At 68.8% G+C, this 24,261-nt stretch carries 5 protein-coding genes; all 5 read left to right on the top strand.

Translation table 11 applies throughout. From position 1 onward, the window contains the following. Positions 1-2 precede the first annotated feature (2 nt). The 5 genes from ACZ7L9_RS15020 (at position 3) to ACZ7L9_RS15000 (ending at position 24,167) form a co-directional block, all read left to right on the top strand. Positions 3-419, top strand: coding sequence for a hypothetical protein (locus ACZ7L9_RS15020; RefSeq protein ID WP_471415541.1), 417 nt, complete (start codon positions 3-5; stop codon positions 417-419). A 140-nt stretch (positions 420-559) separates the two neighbouring features. Continuing rightward, the gene (locus ACZ7L9_RS15015) at positions 560-2,578 is read left to right on the top strand and encodes a hypothetical protein (protein WP_471415539.1); all 2,019 of its coding nucleotides are present in this window, start codon (positions 560-562) and stop codon (positions 2,576-2,578) included. Beyond that, a complete protein-coding gene (locus ACZ7L9_RS15010; protein WP_471415538.1) occupies positions 2,578-3,039 on the top strand; it encodes a YbaB/EbfC family nucleoid-associated protein in 462 nt (153 codons plus the stop codon). Before ACZ7L9_RS15015 ends, ACZ7L9_RS15010 begins: the two co-directional genes overlap by 1 nt. Beyond that, positions 3,032-3,358 (top strand): hypothetical protein, encoded by a 327-nt coding sequence (locus ACZ7L9_RS15005; RefSeq protein ID WP_471415536.1) that lies wholly within the window; start codon positions 3,032-3,034, stop codon positions 3,356-3,358. The genes ACZ7L9_RS15010 and ACZ7L9_RS15005 overlap by 8 nt, the downstream gene beginning before the upstream one ends. Positions 3,359-3,371: 13 nt before the next feature. Continuing rightward, the gene (locus ACZ7L9_RS15000) at positions 3,372-24,167 is read left to right on the top strand and encodes an EndoU domain-containing protein (RefSeq protein WP_471415534.1); all 20,796 of its coding nucleotides are present in this window, start codon (positions 3,372-3,374) and stop codon (positions 24,165-24,167) included. Positions 24,168-24,261: the final 94 nt, after the last annotated feature.

Here is a 24,261-nt window from a genome sequence, read left to right as displayed (position 1 = left end):
CCATGGCCGACAACGAAGACGGGGGCACCGGCACCTTCAAGGTGACCGAGGGCTGGCTCAAGGGCGAGGCCCGCACGAAGGTCCTCGCGCTCCGGGACATGCTCCAGACGGGCCCCGACTACGGGACGCTGACCGAATTCGCGACCGAGGCGGGCGTCTACAAGGGAATCCTCACGGGCTCGGGCACCCTGGGCGCCGACGTGACTCTGCACAAGGTGTTCACTGCGCTCTGCTCAAGTCTCAAGACGCAGGTGGACGCCCTCGGGAACGGTTTCAACATCCTCTCGCTCGATATGGCGGCCGTCGACTCCATTCTCCAGAAGAGTGAGGACGACGCCGCCCTGACGGCCTCGGAGATGAACGCGGAACTGGCGGGAGCCATCAGGGCGTTCGGCGGCGCTCCCACGACCACCGCGTAACTCCGGTACGCCGCACCGGCACCGCTCGACGTCAGCGACGGGCGGTGCCGGCCCGCCCGTCGCCTGTACCGCTCAACCTCCGCACTGCTCACCTGTCTGCTCTGCTCAACTGTCTGCATCGCACTCGTAAGGAGCCCGCCATGGCCGAGCGGAAGTGGGAGGACGCGCTCGCCGTCGTCGCCCCCAAAGAAGGCGATCTGGCCAAGGTGACCAACCGTACTGAAGTGACCAAGGACCCGTGGTTCAAGACTGATCACCTGGTCACCGCAAAGGCTACGGCCGACGCCGGCACCCCCACAGGCTATGACTACGCCTGGTCGCAGACCTGGAACAAGCCCTTTGAGGCGAATTACACCTACCAGATCGGGTTCTCTCTGACGCCCGAAGTCGGGGACAACGCTCCGGATACCCCGCTTTCCAAGTTCATCCACGAACCCTGGGCCATAGTCGGGCCGCCGTTGAACACCCTGCTCGGCAACTCCTCGATCAGCCTGGGCAGTTTCGACACGGCTGGGATGATGCTGCGCGGGATGCTCAATCATCTGACCGATGTGCAGAACGAGCTCAAGTCGTGGGCCGAAGACATCGACGTGCCGGACTCCGAGATGCAGGGCACGGCGGCCGGGGCCTTCAAGCGGACCCTCGTGGCCGTGCAGCAGCAGGTGGCCTACCTCTACCAGGAGGTGACGAACTACGGGGACATCCCGGGTCGCCTCGACAGTGCGCGCAGCATGATCCAATCCGCGATGGGCGCGCTGGTCTACGCGGCCGATGGCTACCGCAACGGCGCGGGCGCCTGGCCCGCCAACCATGTCCACGACACGTTCTTCAATGCCCTCAACGGCGCGCATCTCCAGTTCGACGCGTCAGGCGATGCCTATCTCGACGTGCCGGGATTGGGAAATCCGAAGAATATCGACTTCTGGACCGCGCTGGAGCAGAAGTCGAAGGAAGCCTGGCTGGGCGGGCTGTCCTGGCTGGACACCGTCGCCAACGCGCAGATGAATTCCGTGGAAATCACCTACCAGCAGGCGATCGACGTGATCCCGCCGACCGCCCTCACTGCGCCGCCGTACCGCGATCCCAACGCGCCGAAGCCACCCGGCACGGACACGAACTCGGGCGACAAGCCCCCGGGCACCGACACCAACTCCGGCGACAAGCCGCCCGGCACGGACACCAACACCGGCGACAAACCCCCGGGCACCGACACCAACTCCGGCGACAAGCCGCCCGGCACGGACACCAACACCGGCGACAAGCCGCCGGGGTCGGCCGTCACCGGGCCGCCGAATACCAACTCCGACATCAAACCCCCGCCGCCGCAGTCGAAGACCACCGGTCCCCCGCAGACCAGCACAGGGAACGGCGCCGGCAACACGCTGCTCGACAAGAACAACCAGCCGATCAAGGACTCAAAGGGCAACGAAACCCAGATCCCGCCCGGGTCCCACATCAACAAAGACGGCACGATCACCGGTCCCGACGGCAAGCTGCTGTTGGGCGCCGACAAGAAGCCCCTCATGGCTCCGCCGAACTCCCACATCGGCCCCAGCTCCACGACCGGCAACAGCAGCAGCAACAGCAAGCAGCAACTGAAGGAACAGCAGGAGCTGCAGGAAAAGCAGCTCAGGCTGCAGAAGGCCAACCAGCAGCAGCAGCTGAAGAACCAGCAGGAACTGCAGGAACAGCAGCTGAAGCAGCGGAAGGCGCAGCAGGCCCGGGAGGTCGAGCAGGAGAAGGCCTACCAGCAGGCCCTCTCCCACGTCCGCGGTCAGGCCCGTACCGAGACCAGCATCAACGGGTACAAGACCGGAGGCGGCGGCAAGAACGGGCTGCACCTGGAGGAGACGCCGCCCCGGGTCAACGAGCGGCTCCCCACCAGCCGGAGCGTCGGCGACCCCAGGACCTCGGTCTCCGAGCGCGTCCGGGCCCGGACCTCGGCCAATGAGCCCAATCTGGCCGCCGCGACCGCGGCCAGGGAGTCCTCCGCGATGAACCGCACCTCGTCCAACGGCCAGCCGATGATGCCTCCCATGGGCGGCGGAGGCGGCGGCGCGGGCGGCGGCGAGCGCGACCGCGAGCGCCGCACCTGGCTGACCGAGGACGAAGAGACCTGGGGCACCTCCCAGGAAGCAGCACCGGGAGTGATCGGCTGATGGGTAACGGATTCCAGGAACAGCTCGACGAGATGATGGGAAAGCTCGCGGAGCACCGCGATTCCCTCCTCGCGACCCAGCGAGAGCTGGCCAAGTACACGGTCACCGTGCAGTCGAAGGACCGGATGCTGACGGTCGTCGCGGGCGCCCAGGGCGACGTGCGGGAGATCAAGTTCCATACGGACGCGTACCGCGATATGGCGCCCGCCGAGCTGGGTGCGGCGCTGGTCGAGGTCATCGGCCAGGCCAGGGAGCAGGCCGGGCAGAAGGTCCGCGAGACCATCTCGCCGTTCCAGGGAGCGGGCGCCGCCCTGCGCAAGTCGATGACGGGCGGCACCGAAATGGACGATTTGATGGGCCCGTTGCGGGAGATGTGGCCGGGGCCGGCGGGGCCTTCTGGCACGCCGGGCGTCGGCCGGAACGGCACGGGCAAGGGGAAGGGCGGTGCCTCGGATGGCTGAGAAGATCAGCACCATCGACCAGCTCAAGCAGCAGTTCGCTCAATACCCGCAGATCGGGTCGCTGATCAAGCAGATCGGCGACTACCTGGCCCAGATCGACAAGATCAATATCGCTGGCGGCGGCAAGGACGACGAGATCGCCAAGCAGTACCACGAGACCATCGACCCCGGCATGACACACCTGCACGACCTGCTGACCCTGCTCAAGACCCTGGTCGAACAGGTCGGGTACACGGGATCCGACGTGATGGGCCTGTTCGACCGGGTCGAGGAAGAAGCCAGGTCACTCGCGAGCAGCTGGTCGAGCGACGCCACATGATGAGAACACGCGGATGCTGACCCCCTCCCCCGCGGTCGAGTGGATAATGCATGCCCTCACGGGCATGAAGTGGCCACAGGCCAACGAGGACGAACTCCGGAACGCAGCGGATCTCTACGACTCCGTGGGCGAGGACTACAAGCAGCTCGACGATCAGCTCGTGCTCTTGCTCCAGAGCATCCAGAACAACTTCGAGGGCGACGCGGCCAATGCGTTCCTCAAGCTGGGCCAGGTCATCGCGGGCGGCGACAGTTCGTTCCTCGACGCGGCGGCCGAGCAGTCCCAGAACATGGCGAAGGTCGCCCGGGACACCGCGAACCAGGCCGAGTACACGAAGTGGATGATGCTCGCCCAGCTCATCGAGCTGCTGGCCGAGTTCATGTATGCCATGGCCTTCTCGTGGGTGCCCGGCTTCGGTGAGGCACTGCTGTCGGGACTGAGCTGGCGCACGCTCTTCACCCGGCTGTTCCTCAAGATGTTGATCAAGGAGCTGCTCAAGAGGATCGCTCAGCACGTCGCCCTCGGGGTCGGCATGGGCATAGCGATGGACCGCATCATCCAGATGATCCAGATAGACCAGGGCAATCGGGACAGCTTCGACAACAAGCTGCTGCTGGACGCGGTCAGGTATGGCGCGATCCAGGGCCTGGTCACCGGGCCGCTCAGCCTGCTCGCCCCAGGGATCGGCAAGTGGCTGGGCAACAAGCTCGGTACGGGCCTGTCGAAGCTCCTCACCAAGGAGCTGAAAACGGCCTTCAAGACCCTGGAGAAGGTCGGGGGCAAGGGCGGGGCTGGTGACCTGGCCAAGAACGTGGCCAAGGTACTCAGCGATCACGACCTCAGCCTCGCCAAGGGCTTCACCAAGGTCGGTGGAAAAGAGGGCGCCAAGGCCGCGAGCGACAACTTCATCAAGAACATGGGCAAGGAGTTCGCCAAATCCCCCTTCAACGGGCTGACGAAGGAGGAGGCCCGTCAGATCGGCAAGACCTGGGCCGAGACCGTCACCAAGCACTGGTCGGGCCCGACCAAGGGTGCGGCGGAAGCGCTCAGCAAGGAACTCACCAAGGAACTGAGCAGCAAGCTCGACAAGACCGCGCTGAAGGCGCTCGCCGACGACATGCCCCGGGCCCTGATGCACGTGGGATTCCAGGGCAACAAGCGCTTCCGACTGGGCATGGTGGGCAGTGGGCTGCTCGTCGAGTCCGTGGGCCAGAACCTCGGTGAGGGTTTCTACAACCTGATCTACCAGGACGGCTTCACCACGTCGTGGGACACCTTCGTCGCGGGCATGCTGACCGGCGGACTGAGCCACGCCGGACACGTGTATCTCGTCCACCCCGTTGTGCACGCCATGTCCCACCACTTCGACACGTCGGCGCTCGACGGCGGGTTCGACAAGGGCCTGGACAAGAACCTCGATGTGAGCGGCGGCGGATCGGACCCACTGAACAACGGGACGAACCCCACGACGACGAACACGACACAGAACACGGCTGCGAATACGACGCAGAGCACGACTGCGAATACGACGCAGAGCACGGAAAGCAACACCTCAAACCACACCACGACCGACGACGCGTCCGACAAAACCTCCGACAGCACGTCCAACCACACGGTCACGTCCCACGACCCGGTGACGCCGGTGAAGCCTGTGGTGACGGCCTCCTCGGACACGACGGTCCAGACCGTCAACCACACGAACGACGTGCAGCACACGGACACTTCGGACTTCCAGCACCAGTCCGAGGCCCCGGTGACGCCGGTCGCTCCGGTCACTTCCGTACCCCCGGCCAACCCGGCATCGACCACCCCGCCGAACCTGTCGTCCACAAACACGTCAACGGTCAACACGCCCAATGCGGCTTCCTCGCCCCGCCGGTCGAACCAATCCCCCCTTCTGCCGAACAATGGCGAAGGCAGCAGCAGCATCGAACTGAAGCCTCTGCGGCGCCCGACTTCCACGCAGACCACTTCCACCGACTTCGACTCGTCGCTCACGCAGACCAATGAATCGGTCTCGGCTCCGAAGTCCACGGCGAACAACGTCACGGAGACGGTCAACCAGACGGTTGATGTCAACGAGACGGTTTCGGAGACGCCGCCCCCTCCGAAGCCGCTGTCCCGCGACAGCGTCGTCTCCAGCGAGCACCGGGACAACTCGGCACTCGACACGGATCAGCTTCGGAACGAGCAGAACAGCCAGAGCAACCAGAGCAACCAGCAGGCCAACGAGCACTCCGTACAACAACAGCAGCAGTCCGACCAGCAGACCAACCAGCAGACGGATCAGCAGCTCAACCAGCACACCGGACAGCAGACCGACCAGCAGTCCAACGACCGGACGAACACGCAGACCAACGACCAGACGAACACGCAGACCAACGACCAGACGAACGAGCAGACGAACGAGCAGACCCCGGATGACGACCCCCGGCACGACGACACCCTGACGCCCCCCACGAATGGCCCCAGAGAGACCCCCGAGGGCGACCCCCGTCCTCCCCTCTGGCAGCACGACGTGAGCCAGTACGTCAAGCCGGCCGCCACGAATCCCCGTCCTCCGGAGACTCTCCCCACCGGCTCCGCCGCAGGCCACAGCAGCACCAAGCTGCTTCAGCCGCGCCAGGGCGCGAGCATCGGCCGGACGCTCCACGACAAGCTCAACGCCGCGCTCAACCGCAAGCTCAACGGCGACCGGGCCGATGACTCCGTGATCAAACAGATCGACGACGAACTGGCCCGGCACCCGGGCTCGTTCCTCGGCGACGGCCGCCGGTTCGTCGTCAAGCACAGCGTGCCCTTCCTCGGGACCAGCCTCACCAAGGCGAAGCGGACCGTGATGACCGTCAAGGCCATTCCGTACGCGGACGTATGGACCCACCACCCGGACTCCGAGGCGCGCGACCCGCACAAGCTGGACACCTCCCAGCAGCTCCAGCAGCAGACCGGTACGAACACCGGCACGTCCCGGGGCACTGGTCTCCAGGTGGGGTTCGCCGTCGGGGCGCTGCCGTCCGACGCCCGGATGCTGCTGGACCTCCGCGGGAGCGCCAGTCACAACCAGAAGCATGTCGTCGGCAGCCACGACCAGCGTTCGTTCCAGCGTGAGACGCGTACGACGGGCGGCAGCGAGTCCTTCCACCAGGACGTCTACTACCAGGTCGAGTTCCACCCGGACGAGCGGATCGAAGCCTTCGGCACGGGCGTCAAGAACGGTATGACGACCCGGGTCTCCAAGGGCTCCGCCGTGCCCAAAAAATCGGAGCTGCGCGTACCGCACAACTTCACCCCGCCGCCCGGCGCGCGCCTCGGCTCGCCGAGCACCGAGGGCTTCGGCCCGGTGAAGTCGCTCTTCGACTGGGCGGTCCAGAAGCTCGGAGCCAGGCCGGGCGGGTACAAGCACAAGCAGCTCAGCGACTACTTCAGCTCCGACCACTTCCACGGCATGTCCGACGAGCTGGCCCGTGGACCGCTGGCACCGCTCGATGTGCGCAGGCGCAACGGCAAGTCCGCGGGCAGCTTCCAGGTGGGCAAGGCGATATCCGGCGAGCACCATCTGATCGAGGTCGCGAACGACGCCGAGATGCGCATCACGGACGCCATCACGGTGAAGAACGAGGTCCTGGTCCAGGACAACCGGCGTTACGTGGTGGCCTTCTTCGGCGGGTCGCGGTTCGCCATCCCGACCGATCAGGCGCCACACATCTTCATGCAGCTCGGGCTCACCCTGCACTACAGCCACGACTCGAGCGAGGTCTCGCTCCAGGGCGGGAGCGTGGGCCGCAAGATCACCGGGCGGGTGAAGGGCAGCGACACGGCCCTCTACCTCCAGGAGCTTCAGGTCCCCGTCACCTTCGAGGGCGAGACGCGGATTCTCGACACCTGGAATCTCGTACGGCTGCCGGTGCGCGAAGCGCGCGAGCGGGCGGGCTGGGACCCCGACACCCACACCCGTCCCGAGGGGAGCGAGCCGCCGCTGCCCGCGCATTGGCGCAACGGCGACTACGACCTGACGCACACCAGGGCCACCGACCTCGTCATCGACAACAGTCACTCCCCGGACCCGACGTCCCCGAACGTACTCGTCGACCGGGTACTCGACTGGATCAACCGGACGCACGGCGACTCGGTGCTGGTCGCCCCGCGCCCGGGTGCGAACACAGCCGATCCGCGCAGCCAATGGACCAGGTTCACGCAGGCCATCAGCGGTGAGCGGGACCGGGCCATGGCCAACACCCGCATCATCATGGCCAAGTTCGACGAGCGGAACCTGGCGGCGACGCTCAACGAACTCGCCCACGACGGGCTGTCCGTCAAGCTGTTCGGCCGCAACCTCACCAAGGAGAACCTCTTCGCGCTGAACCTGAAGGCCGATCTCGATCCGCCGGTCTACCAGGGCACCGACCGTGACCGGATGACCCGCCAGAACAACAACGCCGGTGAGCGCGTGGGCAACGCCCACAGCACCACGCACACCTTCGGGGCCCAGGCGGGCGGCACCGTCGAACTGCGCTCGAACGCAACGTTCCGTACCGGTACGCCGGACCACATCGGTGTACTGGGGGCCAAGGCCGGCGCGAACCGCCAGCACACCCGGGGCAACGGCACCACGTTCACAGCCGGCCGCGAGGACGTGACGGCCACCCCGGCCGGGGTGCATTCCTTCCTGGCGACCGGCCGGTTCAAGGCCGAGCTGGTGGGCGTGCACCAGTGGCACGCGCCGTACCGCGCCCTCACGCTCGGCGGGGCGGGGCGCAAGATCCACGAGCCGGCCACCGTGGGCGGCCCCGAGGCCACGCTCGGGGACTTCAGCGTGATGCTCCATCTGTCGGAGCAGTACATGCCGAAGGTCGACCCGCATGCGGAGGGCGCGGCCAACCCGTTCGTCACCAGCCGCGAGACCACCTCGCGGGAGCTGGACTCGCTGACCGAGACCGAGGACCTGTGGGCGCCCTCGGAGTGGCAGCGCGGCGACTCGCTCAAGAACATCCCGCTCATCACCCTCTACGTGCCGACGGACCATCACCTCCAGCAGGCGGGCCCGCTGGTCGCGAACCGGGCGACCCGCGGTGAGTGGTCGCTGACCACCGAGGGGACCAGCCAGCACCAGCGGATGAAGAACGCCTTCGGTTCGATGTCGCTGACCTCCGACTCCGACCAGGTGTTCTCCCCGACGGGCAAGCAGCTCAACGACGTACGCGCCCCGGGTTTCCTGTACGGCGCGACGGGCGACATACGCCTCGTCGGACGGCGGGGGAACCCGACCGCCGTGGGCGGCCCCGTCGACCTCAAGCCGGAGATGAACCGCACCCTGGACCTGGCGGTCTCGGGCGGCGACAGCAAGGGCTGGGTGCTGTCGTTCGACGTGAACGTGGGGCACTTCCCCGCGCAGCAGACGGGCGTACCCACCACGACGCGTTACGGCTTCGGCGCCACCCCGTACCAGCGCTCCAGCGTGACCTCGAAGGGCGGCGGCAAGACCATCAGCCGGTCCGTCAACATCGTTCCGGAGAACGGGCAGTGGGTGCCGGTCACGACGGACGCCCAGTACCGCGTCGAGATGTCCGCCGACAAGCTCGGCGCTCTCACCCCGTTCCGCTCGAAGCTGCCCGCGTGGACCGGGCAGCTGGTGGACAAGGCGAACGCCTGGCGCGGACTGGTCTCCGAACAGGCGGCGCACGCGCTGAATCTGTTCAACACCGGTATCGCGCGGGTGCCCGGTCTCGCCGACGGGGCCGGGACCTGGTCGCACTCCTCGTGGTTCAAGGAGAGTCCGCTCGGGGTCGTCCCGGTGTCGGCGCCGAGCGGTCACGACGCGGGGCGGGCGCAGTTCATGCAGACCCTGCGCAATCTGCGGTTCACCCGCAACAGCCTGGAGTCCATCAGGACACTGCTGTCCGAACGGCACGGGCAGGCCATGGTCGAGTCCGGCATTCCGCAGCAGTACCGGGGCCGTGCGCCCTGGCGCGGTTTCACCGACAGCCTCCCTCTCGGGGGCAAGGAATACCGGGTGACGGTGAAGCAGGTCCCCGGCACCCGGACGGTCGAGGACTTCGGCTTCGGCGATGTGGAGAACGGCCACTCCGTCACCACCAGCAACAGCGCCTCGCGGGGCGTCACCCGCTCCCGCGGCCTTTCCGCGAACGCCACCGAACGCATCACCGGGCCGAACGGTTCGTCGGGCGGCCCGCTGGGGAACTCCAGCGGCTCGAAGGGGGAGAGCGGCGGCCAGAGCAGCTCTGAGTCGGAGACCGTGGCGCAGGTGACGGTGATTCCCGGCCCGCTCGCCACCGTCTCCACCACGTACGACGTCGTGGTCACGGTGGTGGACAACAAGGGCAACGTCGTCCTGGAACACACCTGGGGCGCCGGCAACGCGAAGAGCCAGGAGCCGCTGGCACTGCTCAAGCCGGGCGGGGAGAACGAGGGCGATGTGTACACACCGCCGCCCGCCGCCGTGGACGTGTGGCCGTCGAACAACGCGACGCCGGACAGGATCGGCCGGCACCTCACCCAGCACGTGTCCGGCGACAACCGGCCCGCCGGGCTGGTCCCCGGCAACGGGGTGCATTTCACGCGGGTACTCGGCTCCAAGAACGTCGAGGACCTGGCCCACATCACCCTGGCGAAGGCCGAGAGCCAGCACCTCAACGGCGGACACGCGGGCAAGGGGGTGGAGACCCAGGGTGTGCTCACCGGTGACCAGCTGGCCGAGGCCCGTGCCAAGGCCGCGAAGGTCAAACTGCTGTCGCCCGGCAAGGGTGGCGGCGACACGCTGACGACCGGCACCAGCGAGATGTCCCTGACCGGTTCGCTCATCGACGGTTCGGCGCTGGACGAGAACGGCTACCAGCCGCTCGGCCTGGTAGACGACACCGTCGTCGGCGGCGCCACCGGCACCCTCCAACTCCACCCGGCCTTCGACCTGTCGGGGGCCAAGCTCCTCGCGACGGCCGATGTGCGGATGGAGTTCGCCACCGGCACGGGTGAGAGCTTCGACGTGGGTGAGGGGCAGTCCCACAGCAAGAACGGCGGGATGGGCGGTGACGCCATCGGGGCCGACTCGCACAAGACGACCTACCAGGTCACCCCGGTCATCGCGCCGGGCGTCGGCTCGTCGGAGGAGTTCAAGTTCAACGAGGCGACCGCCGCCAAGATCAATATGAAGCCGGACACCGGGCGGGCGTTCCTCTTCTCCGTACCCACGAAGTGGCTGGCCGTCGCCGGGGTGCACCATCACATCAAGGACAGCTCGGTCGGCCGGCTGGCAGCCCGCGGGCTGACCTGGGAGGGCTACGACCCGCCGGGTCTCCAGGCCGGTGAGGCGGACACCGAGGTGCTCGCCTGGATCCGCGAGGACGTGGCCCGCGACCTGGGGCTCATCAACGACCAGAACCACCCCGAGGCGCTGTCCAATCAGTGGGACGACGTGACCAAGGGGTGGAAGGCCTGGAAGGCCAACCACGACGCGTACTGGAGCACCTACCGCCCGCTGACCGACCTGGCGTTCGTGGTGCAGGACGCGCAGCACCGGCTGGACGCGGCGACCACCCCCGAAGCCCGGCAGACGGCGCAGCAGGCGCTGGACGCGGCGAACGCCGAACTGAACGCGGTACGGGAGACGGTCCGGCCGAAGCTGGAGTCGCTGGAGCAGAAGCTGAGGGCCGCGGGCGAGCACTACCACGCGCTGCGGTCGGCCGCCGACGCCCTCAACGACTGGCACCGGCTCCCGGCGAACGAGCGCGGTGACACCACTGAGCCCCAGGTGCTGGCCTACGACCCGACCGTGAAGCACGACCACGGCGTGGAGAAGCCCGAACCCCCCGCCGACAGGTACTCGGAGTTCACCGACGACCAGGGTGAACTCCTGGGCGTGGAGGACCTTTCGTCCGGTCGGATCCACCCGGTCGGCCCGGTCTCGCACGACGGCAACGGCTTCTTCCGCTCCCTGGCCGAGCACCTGGTCCGGATCGATCCGAACCTGCTGGCGCAGCAGGGCATCGCCGTCCCGAAGGACCATGACCTCACCGGTGTGGCGAACGAGCTGCGTGCGCTGTTCGGAGAGACCCTCCGCGGGGGCGGGGACAACCCCCTGGCGGACTACACCCACCCGGACCTCACCGACAGGTTCGAGCCCGACGAGGTCCGCGCGGCCGGGCTGGAGAACCTGCTGGACAGGTCGACCCCGCAGGGCCGGGAGTACACCGAGGGCAAGTGGATTCCGCACTCGGCGGGCGCCCCCACCGAGAACCACCGTGCGGTACTGACCCCGGAGCAGCGGACCGCGCTCGCCGCGTCGCAGACGCAGCGGCCCGCCAACGAGGAGTCCGCGGCCAAGGACAGCGCGGGCGACCTGTACCCGCCGTTGGCAGCCCAGCTGTTCGGGGTGCCGGTGACGGTGATGGTGGACGGCAGACGCCATACGTTCCTGCCCGACGGGAGCGAGGCGACGGGCCACGAGGGCGCCGGAGCCGTCGAGCTGCTGCTGAAGGACGGCCACTACCGGCATGTGGATCAGACCAAGGACCTGAAGCCTCCGCAGGACCTGCCGTCCGACAACGACTCGATCTCTGAGAACCACTCCATCTCCGACAAGAATTCGGTGTCCGACAACGATTCGGTCTCCGACAAGCACTCGGTCTCCGACGACGGGTCCGACCTCGAACCCGTGCCGGGTGCGGCCCGCCCGGTGCTCAAGGTGCCGGACGACGCCTACTCGCAGCTCACTTCGCTATTGGTCAGCGCCCCCTCGGCAGTCGGGCCGAAGCTCCCCCACCTCGGGCAGAAGCTGAGGGCACTGGTCGACTCGCCGGACGAACTGCGCGCCACCGCTTCGACCGCGTCCGATGTCGAGAGCCACCAGGACCTGCACACGCTGGTGCTCGGCATGAAGGAGGCCGTGCACGCCCATGTGAGGGATCTGGGCCCGCACGGGCTCGCCGAACTGCTCCCCGATCTTCTCCCGCACACCTCCGTACCGACCAGTGAGGCGGCGGCCCGCAGGGCCCGCAACCTGCTGTTCAAGGAGGTGCAGAGGGCCGTCTCCGAGTGGGAGCACAGTGGGGACTCCCCCTGGTCGAAGAGTTTCCTGCCGCTGCTGGCCGGAACGTTCCACGTGGACCTGACCGTGCACACCCCGCCGTCGGGGACGAACCCCGGCGGGTCGGACCAGTTCCGGCCGGCGCCGGGGGGCGGTGCGCCGCTCTCCGTACACCTTCAGCAGAGCGGCTCGCACTTCGACGGGACGACGGAGCCGACCGCCCAGCAGCGGACCGAGTCGGCCCATGCCCCGAACACCTCGCCGAACGCCCCTCTGCAGACGCAGCACACCAGCCCGCACGATTCCCCGGCACCCGTCCTCCCGCACAAGCCCGCCGCCACGCCCACGCTCACCGCCGACTACTCCGTCGCCGAGCTCCCCCCGGCTCCCCTCCCGAAGCCGGTCACCGACGTCCAGTCGCTGGGCAAGGCCGAGATTCTGCCGCCCAGTGAGCGGACCATGGACAGGGGAGGGGCCGCCGCGTCCGTCTGGGAGCGCGGGTTCGCCGTCGAGCGCACCCTGCTCAGCGACGGCAGTGTGCGCTCCGATGTCACGGTGCGCATCCATCTGGACCTCCAGCCGGGCACCACCAGGAAGCACGTCGAGAACGCCAAGGAAATGGCGAAGCGCGGCGTCGACAAGTACTACAACGACCCGAAACACCGTCTCCCGAACGGTGATCTGCTGCATGTGAAGATAGATTTCGTCTTCGATCCCGCAGACGCGCACCGACAGGTGAAGCTGCACCCGGACCCGGACGGCACGGGCCGCGACAACAGCGCCACCTGGTACGTCTCGGAGGGCGGGGCGGGCTCGATCGACAAGTCGTACGTCATCGCGCACGAGACCGGCCATCTCCTCGGCTTCCAGGACCAGTACCGCGAGGCCATGGAAGGCCGGCCGTTCCGGCCGGTGTACGACGACCATTCGCTGATGTCCGGTTACGGCATCGACGACGCGGGACTCGTGCAGTTCGACATGGACCACATGACGTCCGACCACTACCTCTCGCCGTCACTGCGGATCATGCCGCGGGATCTGCTGCTGCTCTCCACGGCGGTCGACGCCGCCTGGTCGCACACCCCCGGCGTGGGCGCGGGCCCGCACGACAGGGCCAGGGTGCACATCCCGCTCGACGTACGGGAGCGGGTCCTGCGCGGCAGTGCCGGCACCGGCGCCAACGGTCTGCTCGCTCCGCGCGGCCCGTCCGGGCGGGTCCGCCTCGAAGCCACGGGACCGATGAACCCCAATGGCACCTACCAGGCGGGCAAGCGCCCGGACGGCAGCGACCAGACGATGTTCCCGGACCACTGGAGCCCCGAAGAGGTGCTGCACGCGGCCCGCCAGGTCTACCTCGACCACGTCAGGACCGACAGCCTGACCACCGACACCGAACGCTCCGGACGCAGGACGTTCGACGGTGTCTACCAGGGCGTACGGATCAAGGGCACCGCCGACACCATCGGCACCATCATCGACTTCGCGCCCCACTCCGACCAGAGCGGCCTGCTGCCGCCCACCCACCTCGAACCGCCGCCGCCCCGCGAGCTGTCCGACGAACCCGCGTTCAGCGAAGCCTCGATGCGCTTCGTGCTGCGCGGCGACCCCTCGACGCTGACCGGGGTGCAGTACGCACACGGCGAAGAGAAGCGCGAGCTGGCGCAGACGGACCGTGGCATCCGCTTCGAGAAGCTGACGGACCCCGACTTCAACGGCGTGCGCCGGGCCGAAGTGTGGTTCCGGAACCCGCCGACGGGACCGGGTAGGGCGACCCTGAAGGTCGGCGAGGGAGACTCGCCCGACGGGGTCATCCAGGACGGCTGGGGCACCAATCCGCGGATGCTGTTCCCCGAGGAGTGGACCGCCGGTGATCTGCGCGAGGGCGTACGCGACGCACACAACAGCGCCCTGGCCAACGGCCTCTTCGAGGTGCTGCCCGACGGCGGGTACCTGTGGGAGGGCGCGGCGGGCGGCGTGCGGATGCAGGGGGGCGTGAAGGACGGCGCGCACCGCTGGTTCCGTCCGACCCGCTTCCAGCCGCACCCGGAGTGGCACGCCGAGGACATCGTGGCGGTCACCTCCGAGACCCCGATGACATACGCCAGGGCGTCCGGCGGACTCGCCGACTTCCGGGTGTCGCACGTGGTGTTCACCAACGGGGACCGCGGACTGAACCTCACCCGGATCGTCCACTACCCGGGGAACATGCACCCACAGGCCCTCGCCGAACTGCGCGACAAGCTGGACGCGGTGCAGGAGCACATCGACGACACATACAACTCCGGGGAAGAGAGCAAGGAGAACGGCCGGCTCCCCAAGACCCGGTTCACCGTGGAGCTGCGCCCGACGACGCGGCCCGACCAGCCCGAGGACGGCGCGGACATCGGAGCACTGTCCGTGCACAGCCCCGAAGAGGCCGCGGCCCGGCTGCTGGGCTTCGACGTGGACCCGGACGTGGGCCGCCAGAATCTCGTACGCCAGGTCCTTGAGCACCGGCGCCCGACGCCCCAGTCCACCGACTCCTGGATCGCCCCCCACGATCAGCAGGGCGGGATACCGAACCCGCTGCTCACGGCAGACGTCGAGGCCGCGCTGCGCCGCAACACGCACGCCGGGCTCTTCGACGAACCCGGCCTGCTGGAACTGCTGGCCGCCCGCCGGTCCCAGGACCACGCCCCGCACGTCACCAAGGAGTCGACCGAGGCGGCGCTGGCCGCGCTCACCCAGGACGCATTCGCGTCCGACTACACCCACACCCCGGACGGCCGGCTGCCGGACGGCTGGACCCCGGACCGGCTGCGGCTGGCCGCACTGCGGGCGGCCCGGAGCAGCGCACCGCGCACCCCCGACCTGGACCAGCCGGGCACGCTCACCATCGTGACGACGCCCGAGCCGGGCGTGCAGCTCACCACTCGCATCAACAGCACCTCGCTGCTCATTCTCGGGGCCGAGATCGTCGAACTGCCGCAGCCGACGGCCCCGACCGGACACATCGAGGGCCCGGCCACACACCCGAGCGACCACACGCCGGTCAACCTGGACAGCACGGTCACTCCCGTCAACCCGGTCCATCTGGCCGCCGTCTCAAAGGCGTTGGGCCTGCACCCTGGATATCTGCGCAGTGTCCTGCCCGTTCTGTACCATGCCGCCACGCCGAGCGAAGCACTGCACACCCTGCAGACGCTGGCGACACGGCTCGGCGCGGGACCGGAGCTGGGCCCGTTCGTCCGGCGGATGTCGGAACTCGGGGTCTCCGCCGACGACTGGTGGGACCTGTCGACCCACCTGCACAGCCAGGGCGAGAGCATGCGCAGCCTGCTCGGCCCGGACACCCAGGAGAACCAGCGGCGGATCGACCGGTGGCAGCACACCGACGTGGTGGACACCGACGCAGTCACCGACGCCACCGCGCACGAGTTGGGTGTGCATCCGCTCGCCCTCACCCGGATCGCCAACGCCGTTCGGCTGCACACCCCTTCGGACGTGACCCGGCTCAATGTGGATGCCGAGTTCTGGCAGCGCCCCGCCACCCCGGAGGAGCTGGCGCTGGAGTATCTGGTCGACCACCACACGGAGATCGAGGATCTCCGCGCCGAGATCGACCGGCAACGATTCGACGAGGTGGCCGACGAACTCCTCGGCGAGGACCGCCACGAGAACGGCGACGCCGACCTCGACTACCACGGCTTCCTGAACTGGAGCAGGATGTCCCTCGAAGGTCTGCGGCACTTCACCGCAGCCGAGTTGGACTTCCTGGTCGGCAACTGGTCGGCGGTCAGGGACATCGTGCCGCCACCGCCCGGCTTCGACCTCGCTGACCTGCGGAGCAATCTGTACGAGGTGGAACACCTGTGCAACCTGGCCAAGTTCGCGGCCGTCAAGGCGAGCCGGGCCCAGGACCCGGCGGCGCTCGACAGTGCGCGGGACCGCCTGGCTCAGCTGGATCCCTACATCACGGAGCACCGCGCCGAGGTGGAGCAGCGGCTCGCCCAGCTGTGGTCCGAGAACCCCATGACCCCTGCCACTCCGGGCGCACAGACCCCTCCGGCCCACCAGGCCACACAGACGTACCCGGACTTCGACGAGGACACCGTGATGGGCGAGGACGCCCCGGTGGACTCGGACGGGGACATCGTGATGACCCCGAGCCCGCACCGGCCCCATCAGTCCCCGCCCGGGGGCGGTATGCCGCAATCCATACACGTTCAGCAGAGCGGCTCGCCGGTGGCCCCGACACACACCCCCATGCCCGCCCCCACGCCCAGGCTCAGCGCCGACTACTCCGTTGCCGAACTCCCCCCGGCTCCCCGCCCCGAGCCGGTCACCGACGTCCGTTCGCTGGGCACGGCCGAGATCCGGCGGCCCAGCCGCCTGACACAGGAGCTGGGCGGGGCCGCCGCGTCCGTCTGGGAGCGCGGGTTCGCCGTCGAGCGCACCCTGCTCAGCGACGGGAGTGTGCGCTCCGATGTCACGGTGCGCATCCATCTGGGCCTGCAGCCGGGCACCACCGCGAACCACGTCGCGAACGCCAAGGAAATGGCGACGCGTGGCGTCGACAAGTACTACAACGACCCGAACCACCGGTTGCCGAACGGTGATCTGCTGCGGGTGAAGCTGGAGTTCGTCGACGCTCCCGCACTGGCGCACCGAAGGGTGAGGCTGTACCCGGACCCGGACGGCACGGGCCGCGACGACAGCGCCACCTGGTACGTCTCGGAGGGCGGGGAGGGCTCGATCGACAAGTCGTACGTCTTCGCGCACGAGACCGGCCATCTCCTCGGCTTCCAGGACCAGTACCGCGAGGCCGAGCCGGGCGAGCCGTTCCGGCCGGTGTACGACGACCATTCGCTGATGTCCGGTTACGGCATCGACGAGTCGGGGCTCGTACAGTTCGACATGGATCACATGGGCCCCTCCCAGCAGATCTCGCCGACGCTGCGGGTCGTGCCGCGGGATCTGCTGCTGCTCTCCACGGCGGTCGACGCCGCCTGGTCGCGCACTCCGGGCGTGGGCGCGGGCCCGCATGACAAGGCCAGGGTGCACATCCCGCTCGACGTGCGGGAGCGGGTCCTGCGCGGCAGTGCCGGCACCGGCGCCAACGGTCTGCTCGCTCCGCGCGGCCCGTCCGGGCGGGTCCGCCTCGAAGCCACGGGACCGATGAACCCCAACGGCACCTACCAGGCGGGCAAGCGGCCTGATGGCAGCGACCAGACGATGTTCCCGGACCACTGGAGCCCCGAAGAAGTGCTGCACGCGGCCCGCCAGGTCTACCTCGACCACGTCAGGACCGACAGCCTGACCACCGACACCGAACGCTCCGGACGCAGGACGTTCGACGGTGTCTACCAGGGCGTACGGATCAAGGGCACCGCCGACACCATCGGCACCATCATCGACTTCCGCCCCCATCCCGACCAGAGCGGCCTGCTGCCGCCCACCCATCTCGAACCGCCGCCTTCCCGCGAGCTGTCCGACGAACCCGCGTTCAGCGAGGCGTCGATGCGCTTCGTGCTGCGTGGCGACCCCTCGACGCTGACCGGGGTGCAGTACGCCCACAGCGAGGACAGTCGCGAACTGGCGCAGACGGACCGCGGAATCACCTTCGAGAAACTGACGGACCCCGACTCCAATGGTGTGCGCCGGGCGGAAGTGTGGTTCCGGAACCCGCCGACGGGACCGGGGAGGGCGATCCTGAAGGTCGGCCAGGGCGACTCGCCCGAGGTGATCACTCATGACGGGCTCGGCGGCCATCCGCGGATGCTGTTCCCGGAGGCGTGGACCGCCGGTGACCTGCGTGAGGCCGTACGCGACGCACACAACAGCGCCCTGGCCAACGGCCTCTTCGAGGTGCTGCCCGACGGCGGGTACCTGTGGGAGGGCGCGGCGGGCGGCGTGCGGATGCAGGGGGTCGTGAAGGACGGCGCGCACCGCTGGTTCCGTCCGACCCGCTTCCAGCCGCACCCGGAGTGGCACGCCCACGACATCGCGGCAGTCACCTCCGAGACCCCGATGACATACGCCAGGGCCTCCGGCGGACTCGCCGACTTCCGCGTGTCACACGTCGTGTTCACCAACGGGGACCGCGGACTGAACCTCACCCGGATCGTCCGGTATTCGAGGAACATGCACCCGGAGGCCCTCGTCGAACTGCGCGAGAAGATGTCCGACGTACAGGAGCACATCGACGAGACATACAACTCGGGGGAAGAGGCCAACGAGAACGGTCGGCTCCCCAAGACCCGGTTCACCGTGGAACTTCAGGCGACGAAGCGGCCCGGCCAGCGGGAGGACGGCGCGGACATCGGAGCACTGTCCACGCAGAGTGTCGAGGACACGGCGGCCCAGCTGCTGGGCTTCGACGTGGACCCGGACGCGGGCCGTCAGGATCTGGTACGCCAGGTCCTCGAACACCGGCGCCCGATACCGCAGTCCACCGACGCCTGGGACGCCCCGGACGGGCAACAGGGCGGGACACCGAACCCGCTGCTCCCGGCGGACGTGGAGGCCGCGCTGCGCCGCAACACGCACGCCGGGCTGTTCGACGAGCCCGGTCTGCTGGAACTGCTGGCCGCCCGCCGGTCCCAGGACCACGCCCCGCACGTCACCAAGGAGTCGACCGAGGCGGCGCTGGCCGCCCTCACCCAGGACTCGTTCGCGTCCGACTACACCCGAACCTCGGACGATCAGCTGCCGGACGGCTGGACCCCGGACCGGCTGCGGCTGGCCGCACTGCGGGCGGCCCGGAGCAGCGCACCGCGCACCCCCGACCCGCTCCAGCCGGGCACCCTCTCCATCGTGACCACGCCCGAGCCGGGCCTGCAGCTCACGACCCACATCAACAGCACCTCGCTGCTCATTCTCGGGGCCGAGATCGCCAAACTGCCGCAGCCGACGGCCCCGACCGGACACACCCAGGCCCCGGCCACGCACGCGGTCGATCCGGTCACATCCGTCACGCCCGTCAGTCCGATCAACTCGGTCACTCACGTCAACCCGGTCCATCTGGAGGCTGTTTCCCGGGCCTTGGGCCTGACCCCCGCGCAGCTGCACAGCGCCCTGCCCGTACTGCACCATGCCGCCACGCCGAGCGAAGCACTGCATGCCCTGCAGACGCTGGCGGCGCGGGTCGGCTCGGGACCGCAGGTGGGCAGGTTCGTCCGGCGGATGTCGGAACTCCAGGTCCCCGCAGCCGGCTGGTGGGACCTGTCGAGCTTCCTGACCGGCCGGGGCGAGAGCATGCTGAGCCTGCTCGGCCCGTACACCCCGGAGGTCCAGCGGCGGGTCGACGAGTGGCAGCACAGCGATGTGACGCACACCGACGAAGCCACCAACACCACCGCACGCGAGCTGGGGGTGCATCCGCTCGCCCTCACCCGGATCGCCAACGCCGTTCGGCTGCACACCCCGTCGGACGTCTCCCGACTCAATGTGGACGCCGAGTTCTGGCAGGGCGCCGCCAGCCCCGAGGAGCTGGCGCTGGAGTATCTGGTCGGCCACCGCACAGAGATCGAGAACCTCCGCGCCGCGATCGACCGGGACCGGTTCGACGAGGTCGCCGACGACCTCCTCGGCGCGGAACGCCACGACATGGGAGAGAGCGACCTCGACTACCACCGCTTCCTGTACTGGACCGGGGTGGCCCACGAGGGTCTGCGGCCCTTCACCGCAGCCGAGTTGGACTTCCTGGTCGGCAACTGGGCGCCCTACCGGGACACCGGGCCGCAGCCGCCGCCCGGCTTCGACCCCGCCGACTACCGGAGGCATCTGGACGAGCTGGAGCACCGGCGGAACCTGGCCAAGTTCGCCGCCGTCAACGCGGGCCGGGCCGGGGACCGGGCGGCGCTCGACAGGGCGCGGGCCACCCTGAACCAGCTGCGCCCCTACGTCACGAGGCACCGCGCCGACCTGCGGCAGCGGCTCGCCCAGCTGTGGTCGCAGAACCCCATGACCCCCGCCACTCCGGGCGCACAGACCCCTCCCACCCAACCGGCCACGCAGACGCACACGGTCGCCGACGAGGACATCGTGATGGGCGAGAACGCCCCGGTGGACCCGGACGGGGACATCGTGATGACCCCGACCCCGCGCCTGCTCCACCAGTCCCCGCCGGGGGTCGGTGAGCCGCAATCCGTACACCTTCAGCAGAACGGTTCGCACTTCGACGGGACGACGGAGCCGCCCCTCGCCCAGCCGCCCGCCTCGCCGACCGCCCCGCTCCACACGCAGCACACCGGCCCGCAAGAGCCCCCGGCTCCCACCCTCACGCCCACCCTCACACCCGCCGCCAAGTACGCCGTCGTCGAACTCCCCCCGTCCCCCTTCTCCCCGGCCCCCCTCCCCGAGCCGGTCACCGACGTCCGTTCGCTGGGCACGGCCGAGATCCTGCCGCCCAGTAACCGGACCTTGCGCAGGGGCGGGGCCGCCGCGTCCGTCTGGGAGCGCTCGTTCGCCGTCGAGCGCACCCTGCTCAGCGACGGCAGTGTCCGCTCCGATGTCACGGTGCGCATCCATCTGGACCTCCAGCCGGGCACCACCGCGAACCACGTCGCGAACGCCAAGGAAATGGCGAAGCGCGGCGTCGACAAGTACTACAACGTCCCGAAACACCGTCTCCCGAACGGTGATCTGCTGCATGTGAAGATAGATTTCGTCGACGCTCCCGCACTGGCGCACCGACAGGTGAAGCTGCACCCGGACCCGGATGGTACGGGCCGCGACAACAGCGCCACCTGGTACGTCTCGGAGAGCGACAAGAAGGCGACCGACAAGTCGTACGTCATCGCGCACGAGACCGGCCATCTCCTCGGCTTCCAGGACCAGTACCGCGAGGCCGATTCGGGCGAGCCGTTCCGACCGGTGTACGACGACCATTCGCTGATGTCCGGCTACGGCATCGACAACGCGGGACTCGTGCAGTTCGACATGGACCACATGGCTTCCCCCGGACAGCTCTCGCCGACGCTGCGGATCACACCTCGGGATCTGCAACTGCTCTCCACGGCCGTCGACGCCGCCTGGTCACACACCCCCGGCGTGGGCACGGGCCCGCACGACAAGGCCAGGGCGCACATCCCGCTCGACGTACGGGAACAGGTCCTGCGCGGCAACCCCCGCACCGGCACCGCCGGCCTGCTCGCCCCGCGCGGCCCGTCCGGACGGTTCCGCCCCGAACCGACCGGACCGCGCAACCCCAACGGCACCTACCAGGCGGGCAGGCGGCCTGACGGCAGCGACCAGACGATGTTCCCGGACCACTGGAGCCCCGAAGAAGTGCTGCACGCGGCCCGCCAGGTGTACCTCGACCACGTCAGGACCGACAGCCTGACCACCGACACCGAACGCTCCGGACGCAGGACGTTCGACGGTGTCTACCAGGGCGTACGGATCAAGGGCACCGCCGATACCACCGGCACCATCGTCGACTTCGCGCCCCACCCCGATCAGAGCGGCCTGCTGCCACCCACCCACCTCGAACCGCCGCCGCCCCGCAAGCCCACCGACGATCCCGCGATCGGGGACGTCGCGCTGCGCTTCGTGACGTACGGCTCCACCCACAACAGGACCGGCGTCCACTACCAGCTGCCCGGTACGAACGGGACCGACGCGCAGCACGCCCAGGGCGTCTCCATCTACCCGATGTGGACCGCGCACCCGAACGGCACCCGGTGGGCCCAGGTCTGGTTCCAGGACCCGAACCTGCGGGGGCGGACGGAACAGGCCGCCGCCAAGGGCACACCGCCGCCGTCCCCCTATCTGCCCGGCGACCGGGAGAACGAAGCCGTGGTCGGCGTCGACGGCGAGGTGGCCGGCGCCCATCTGCTCTTCCCCTCCAACTGGTCGACGGGGGAGCTCCGGTCGGCGATCGTCAACGCTCACCGCAACGCACAGGCCACCGGTTCGCTGGTGGAGGTCCCGGAGGGCGGCTATCTGTGGGAGGGCGTGCACGACGGCGTACGGATGCACGGGCACGTCCGCGACGGCGAGCAGCTCTGGGTCCGTCCCTCGTCGTTCCAGCCGCCGCCCCCGGACCGCTCGCCCCAGGTGCTCGCGGTCACCACCCCCGTACATTTCTCGATGGGACGACCGGACGGCACGCCGGCTCCGTTCCGCGTCCAGCGGGTGATCCACCAGGACGGCTCCCTGGGGATGCGCATCACCCGGGTCCTGCCGCATCCGGAGCTGACGTCGGAGCAGCGCAACGAACTGTCCGAGCTGCTGCCCGAGATACGGCTGCAGCTGGCCGCCGATTTCAACCGGTCCGACCCGTACGGACGCCGCGAACTGAGCGTGGTCACCTTTGACGTGGAGCTGGCGCCGACTGACGACACAACGATGATCGGGTACAGCACGGAGCTGTCGAACATCGTGGCGGACTTCTCGAACCCGAGCACTGTGGAACACCTGATGGGACTCGACCTCTCCGACCAGCAGGGCGTGGACACCTTCGTGTACCAGGTCGCCGGTCTGCTGCCGCCGGTACCGGAGCTACCGGCCGGCTGGGAGGGCCCGGCGGGTCAGCCGCACCACGAGCAGGGCCCGGTCTGGACCCATGACGTGGCGGCCTCACTGCGCCGCAACACCCCGGCCGGACTGCTCGACGAGCCGGGCGTACGGGGATTGTTGACCCAGTACCGGAGCGAGAGACTGACCGGCCCCGGTACAGGCACGCATACGGGAGCGAGCACGGACACGGGCACGAACACCACCGGGAACGAGAACACCACCGCACCCACCAATGGGCCCACGGACGCGAGCACCGACCGCACGGCGGTGGCGGCCCAGGATCTCGGACTGCTCCCCTCCGACCTGACGAGCATCGCGGTCGCCCTGCGCGGTCCCGCCCCCCTCGGCCCGGCCCTCACCGCGCTCAAAGCCCTGACCGCACGCCTGGGCGCAGGCACCGGGCCACACTCCACGGCCGCACTCGTCCGGCGAATGACGGAAATCGGTGCGCCGCTCTCCTACTGGTGGCAGCTCTCGTCCCATGTGCACACCCAGCAGGGCTCGCTGCCCGGCGGGGCCATCAGGCGGCTCACGATGTCCGACGTGATCAACATGGATCTCGCCGACGCCAGGAGGATGTTCGCGCACTCGCTCGCCCACCAGCCGCCCCCCTTCTCCCAGGAGACAGCGGCTCAGGCCTTCACCCTCGGCGTACATCCGCACTATCTGACACGGTTGGCGGACGCCCTCCACTTGCACACGGACGATGTCATGAAGCTGCCCAGGACCAGGTTCATCTCGCGGCAGGCTCTCTCGCCCGAGCGCGTGGCGCTGGACTACCGGATCAGTGACCGCCGGAGGCTGGGGGATCTCGGCTTCGCCCGCGACCGCACACGGTTCAACGCCATTGCCGACGACGTGCTGGGCAGCGGGAGCGCCCCCTCGGAGGAGCTGTTCCGCTCCTTCATGTACTGGTCCACGGTCGCGGACCTGGGGCTCCACGGCTTCACGGATCAGCGCCTGAGACAGTTGGTGGAGCACTGGTTCATGGGCCCGACGGCCAACACCTCCCCGGTACCCACCGACTTCGACCCGCGGGCGGAACGGGACAGGCACACCGACCTGCTCCACGAGGTGGACCTCGCCGAGCGGTCGGGGCAGATGACCGCCGCACTGGCGAAGAAGCTGAAGGCGTACGAGCACCACGTCGAGCAGCAGTTGAAGCTGCTGGACCTTTGGTTCGAGGGGGGCGTGTTCCGGGAGGAAGGCCCACCCGCGACACTGTCCACGCAGATCTTCGCCGCACTGTCCGGCACGGACGACTGACACACACGACCGACGCACACGACCGACGCACACGACCGACGCACACGACCGACGCACGCCAGCGATGCACGCGACCGACGCACATGAGCGATGC

This window comes from Streptomyces sp. NPDC111516 (genome assembly GCF_055635345.1).
Note: the sequence above shows the minus strand (reverse complement) of the source record. Positions and strands in the feature narration are given on the sequence as shown.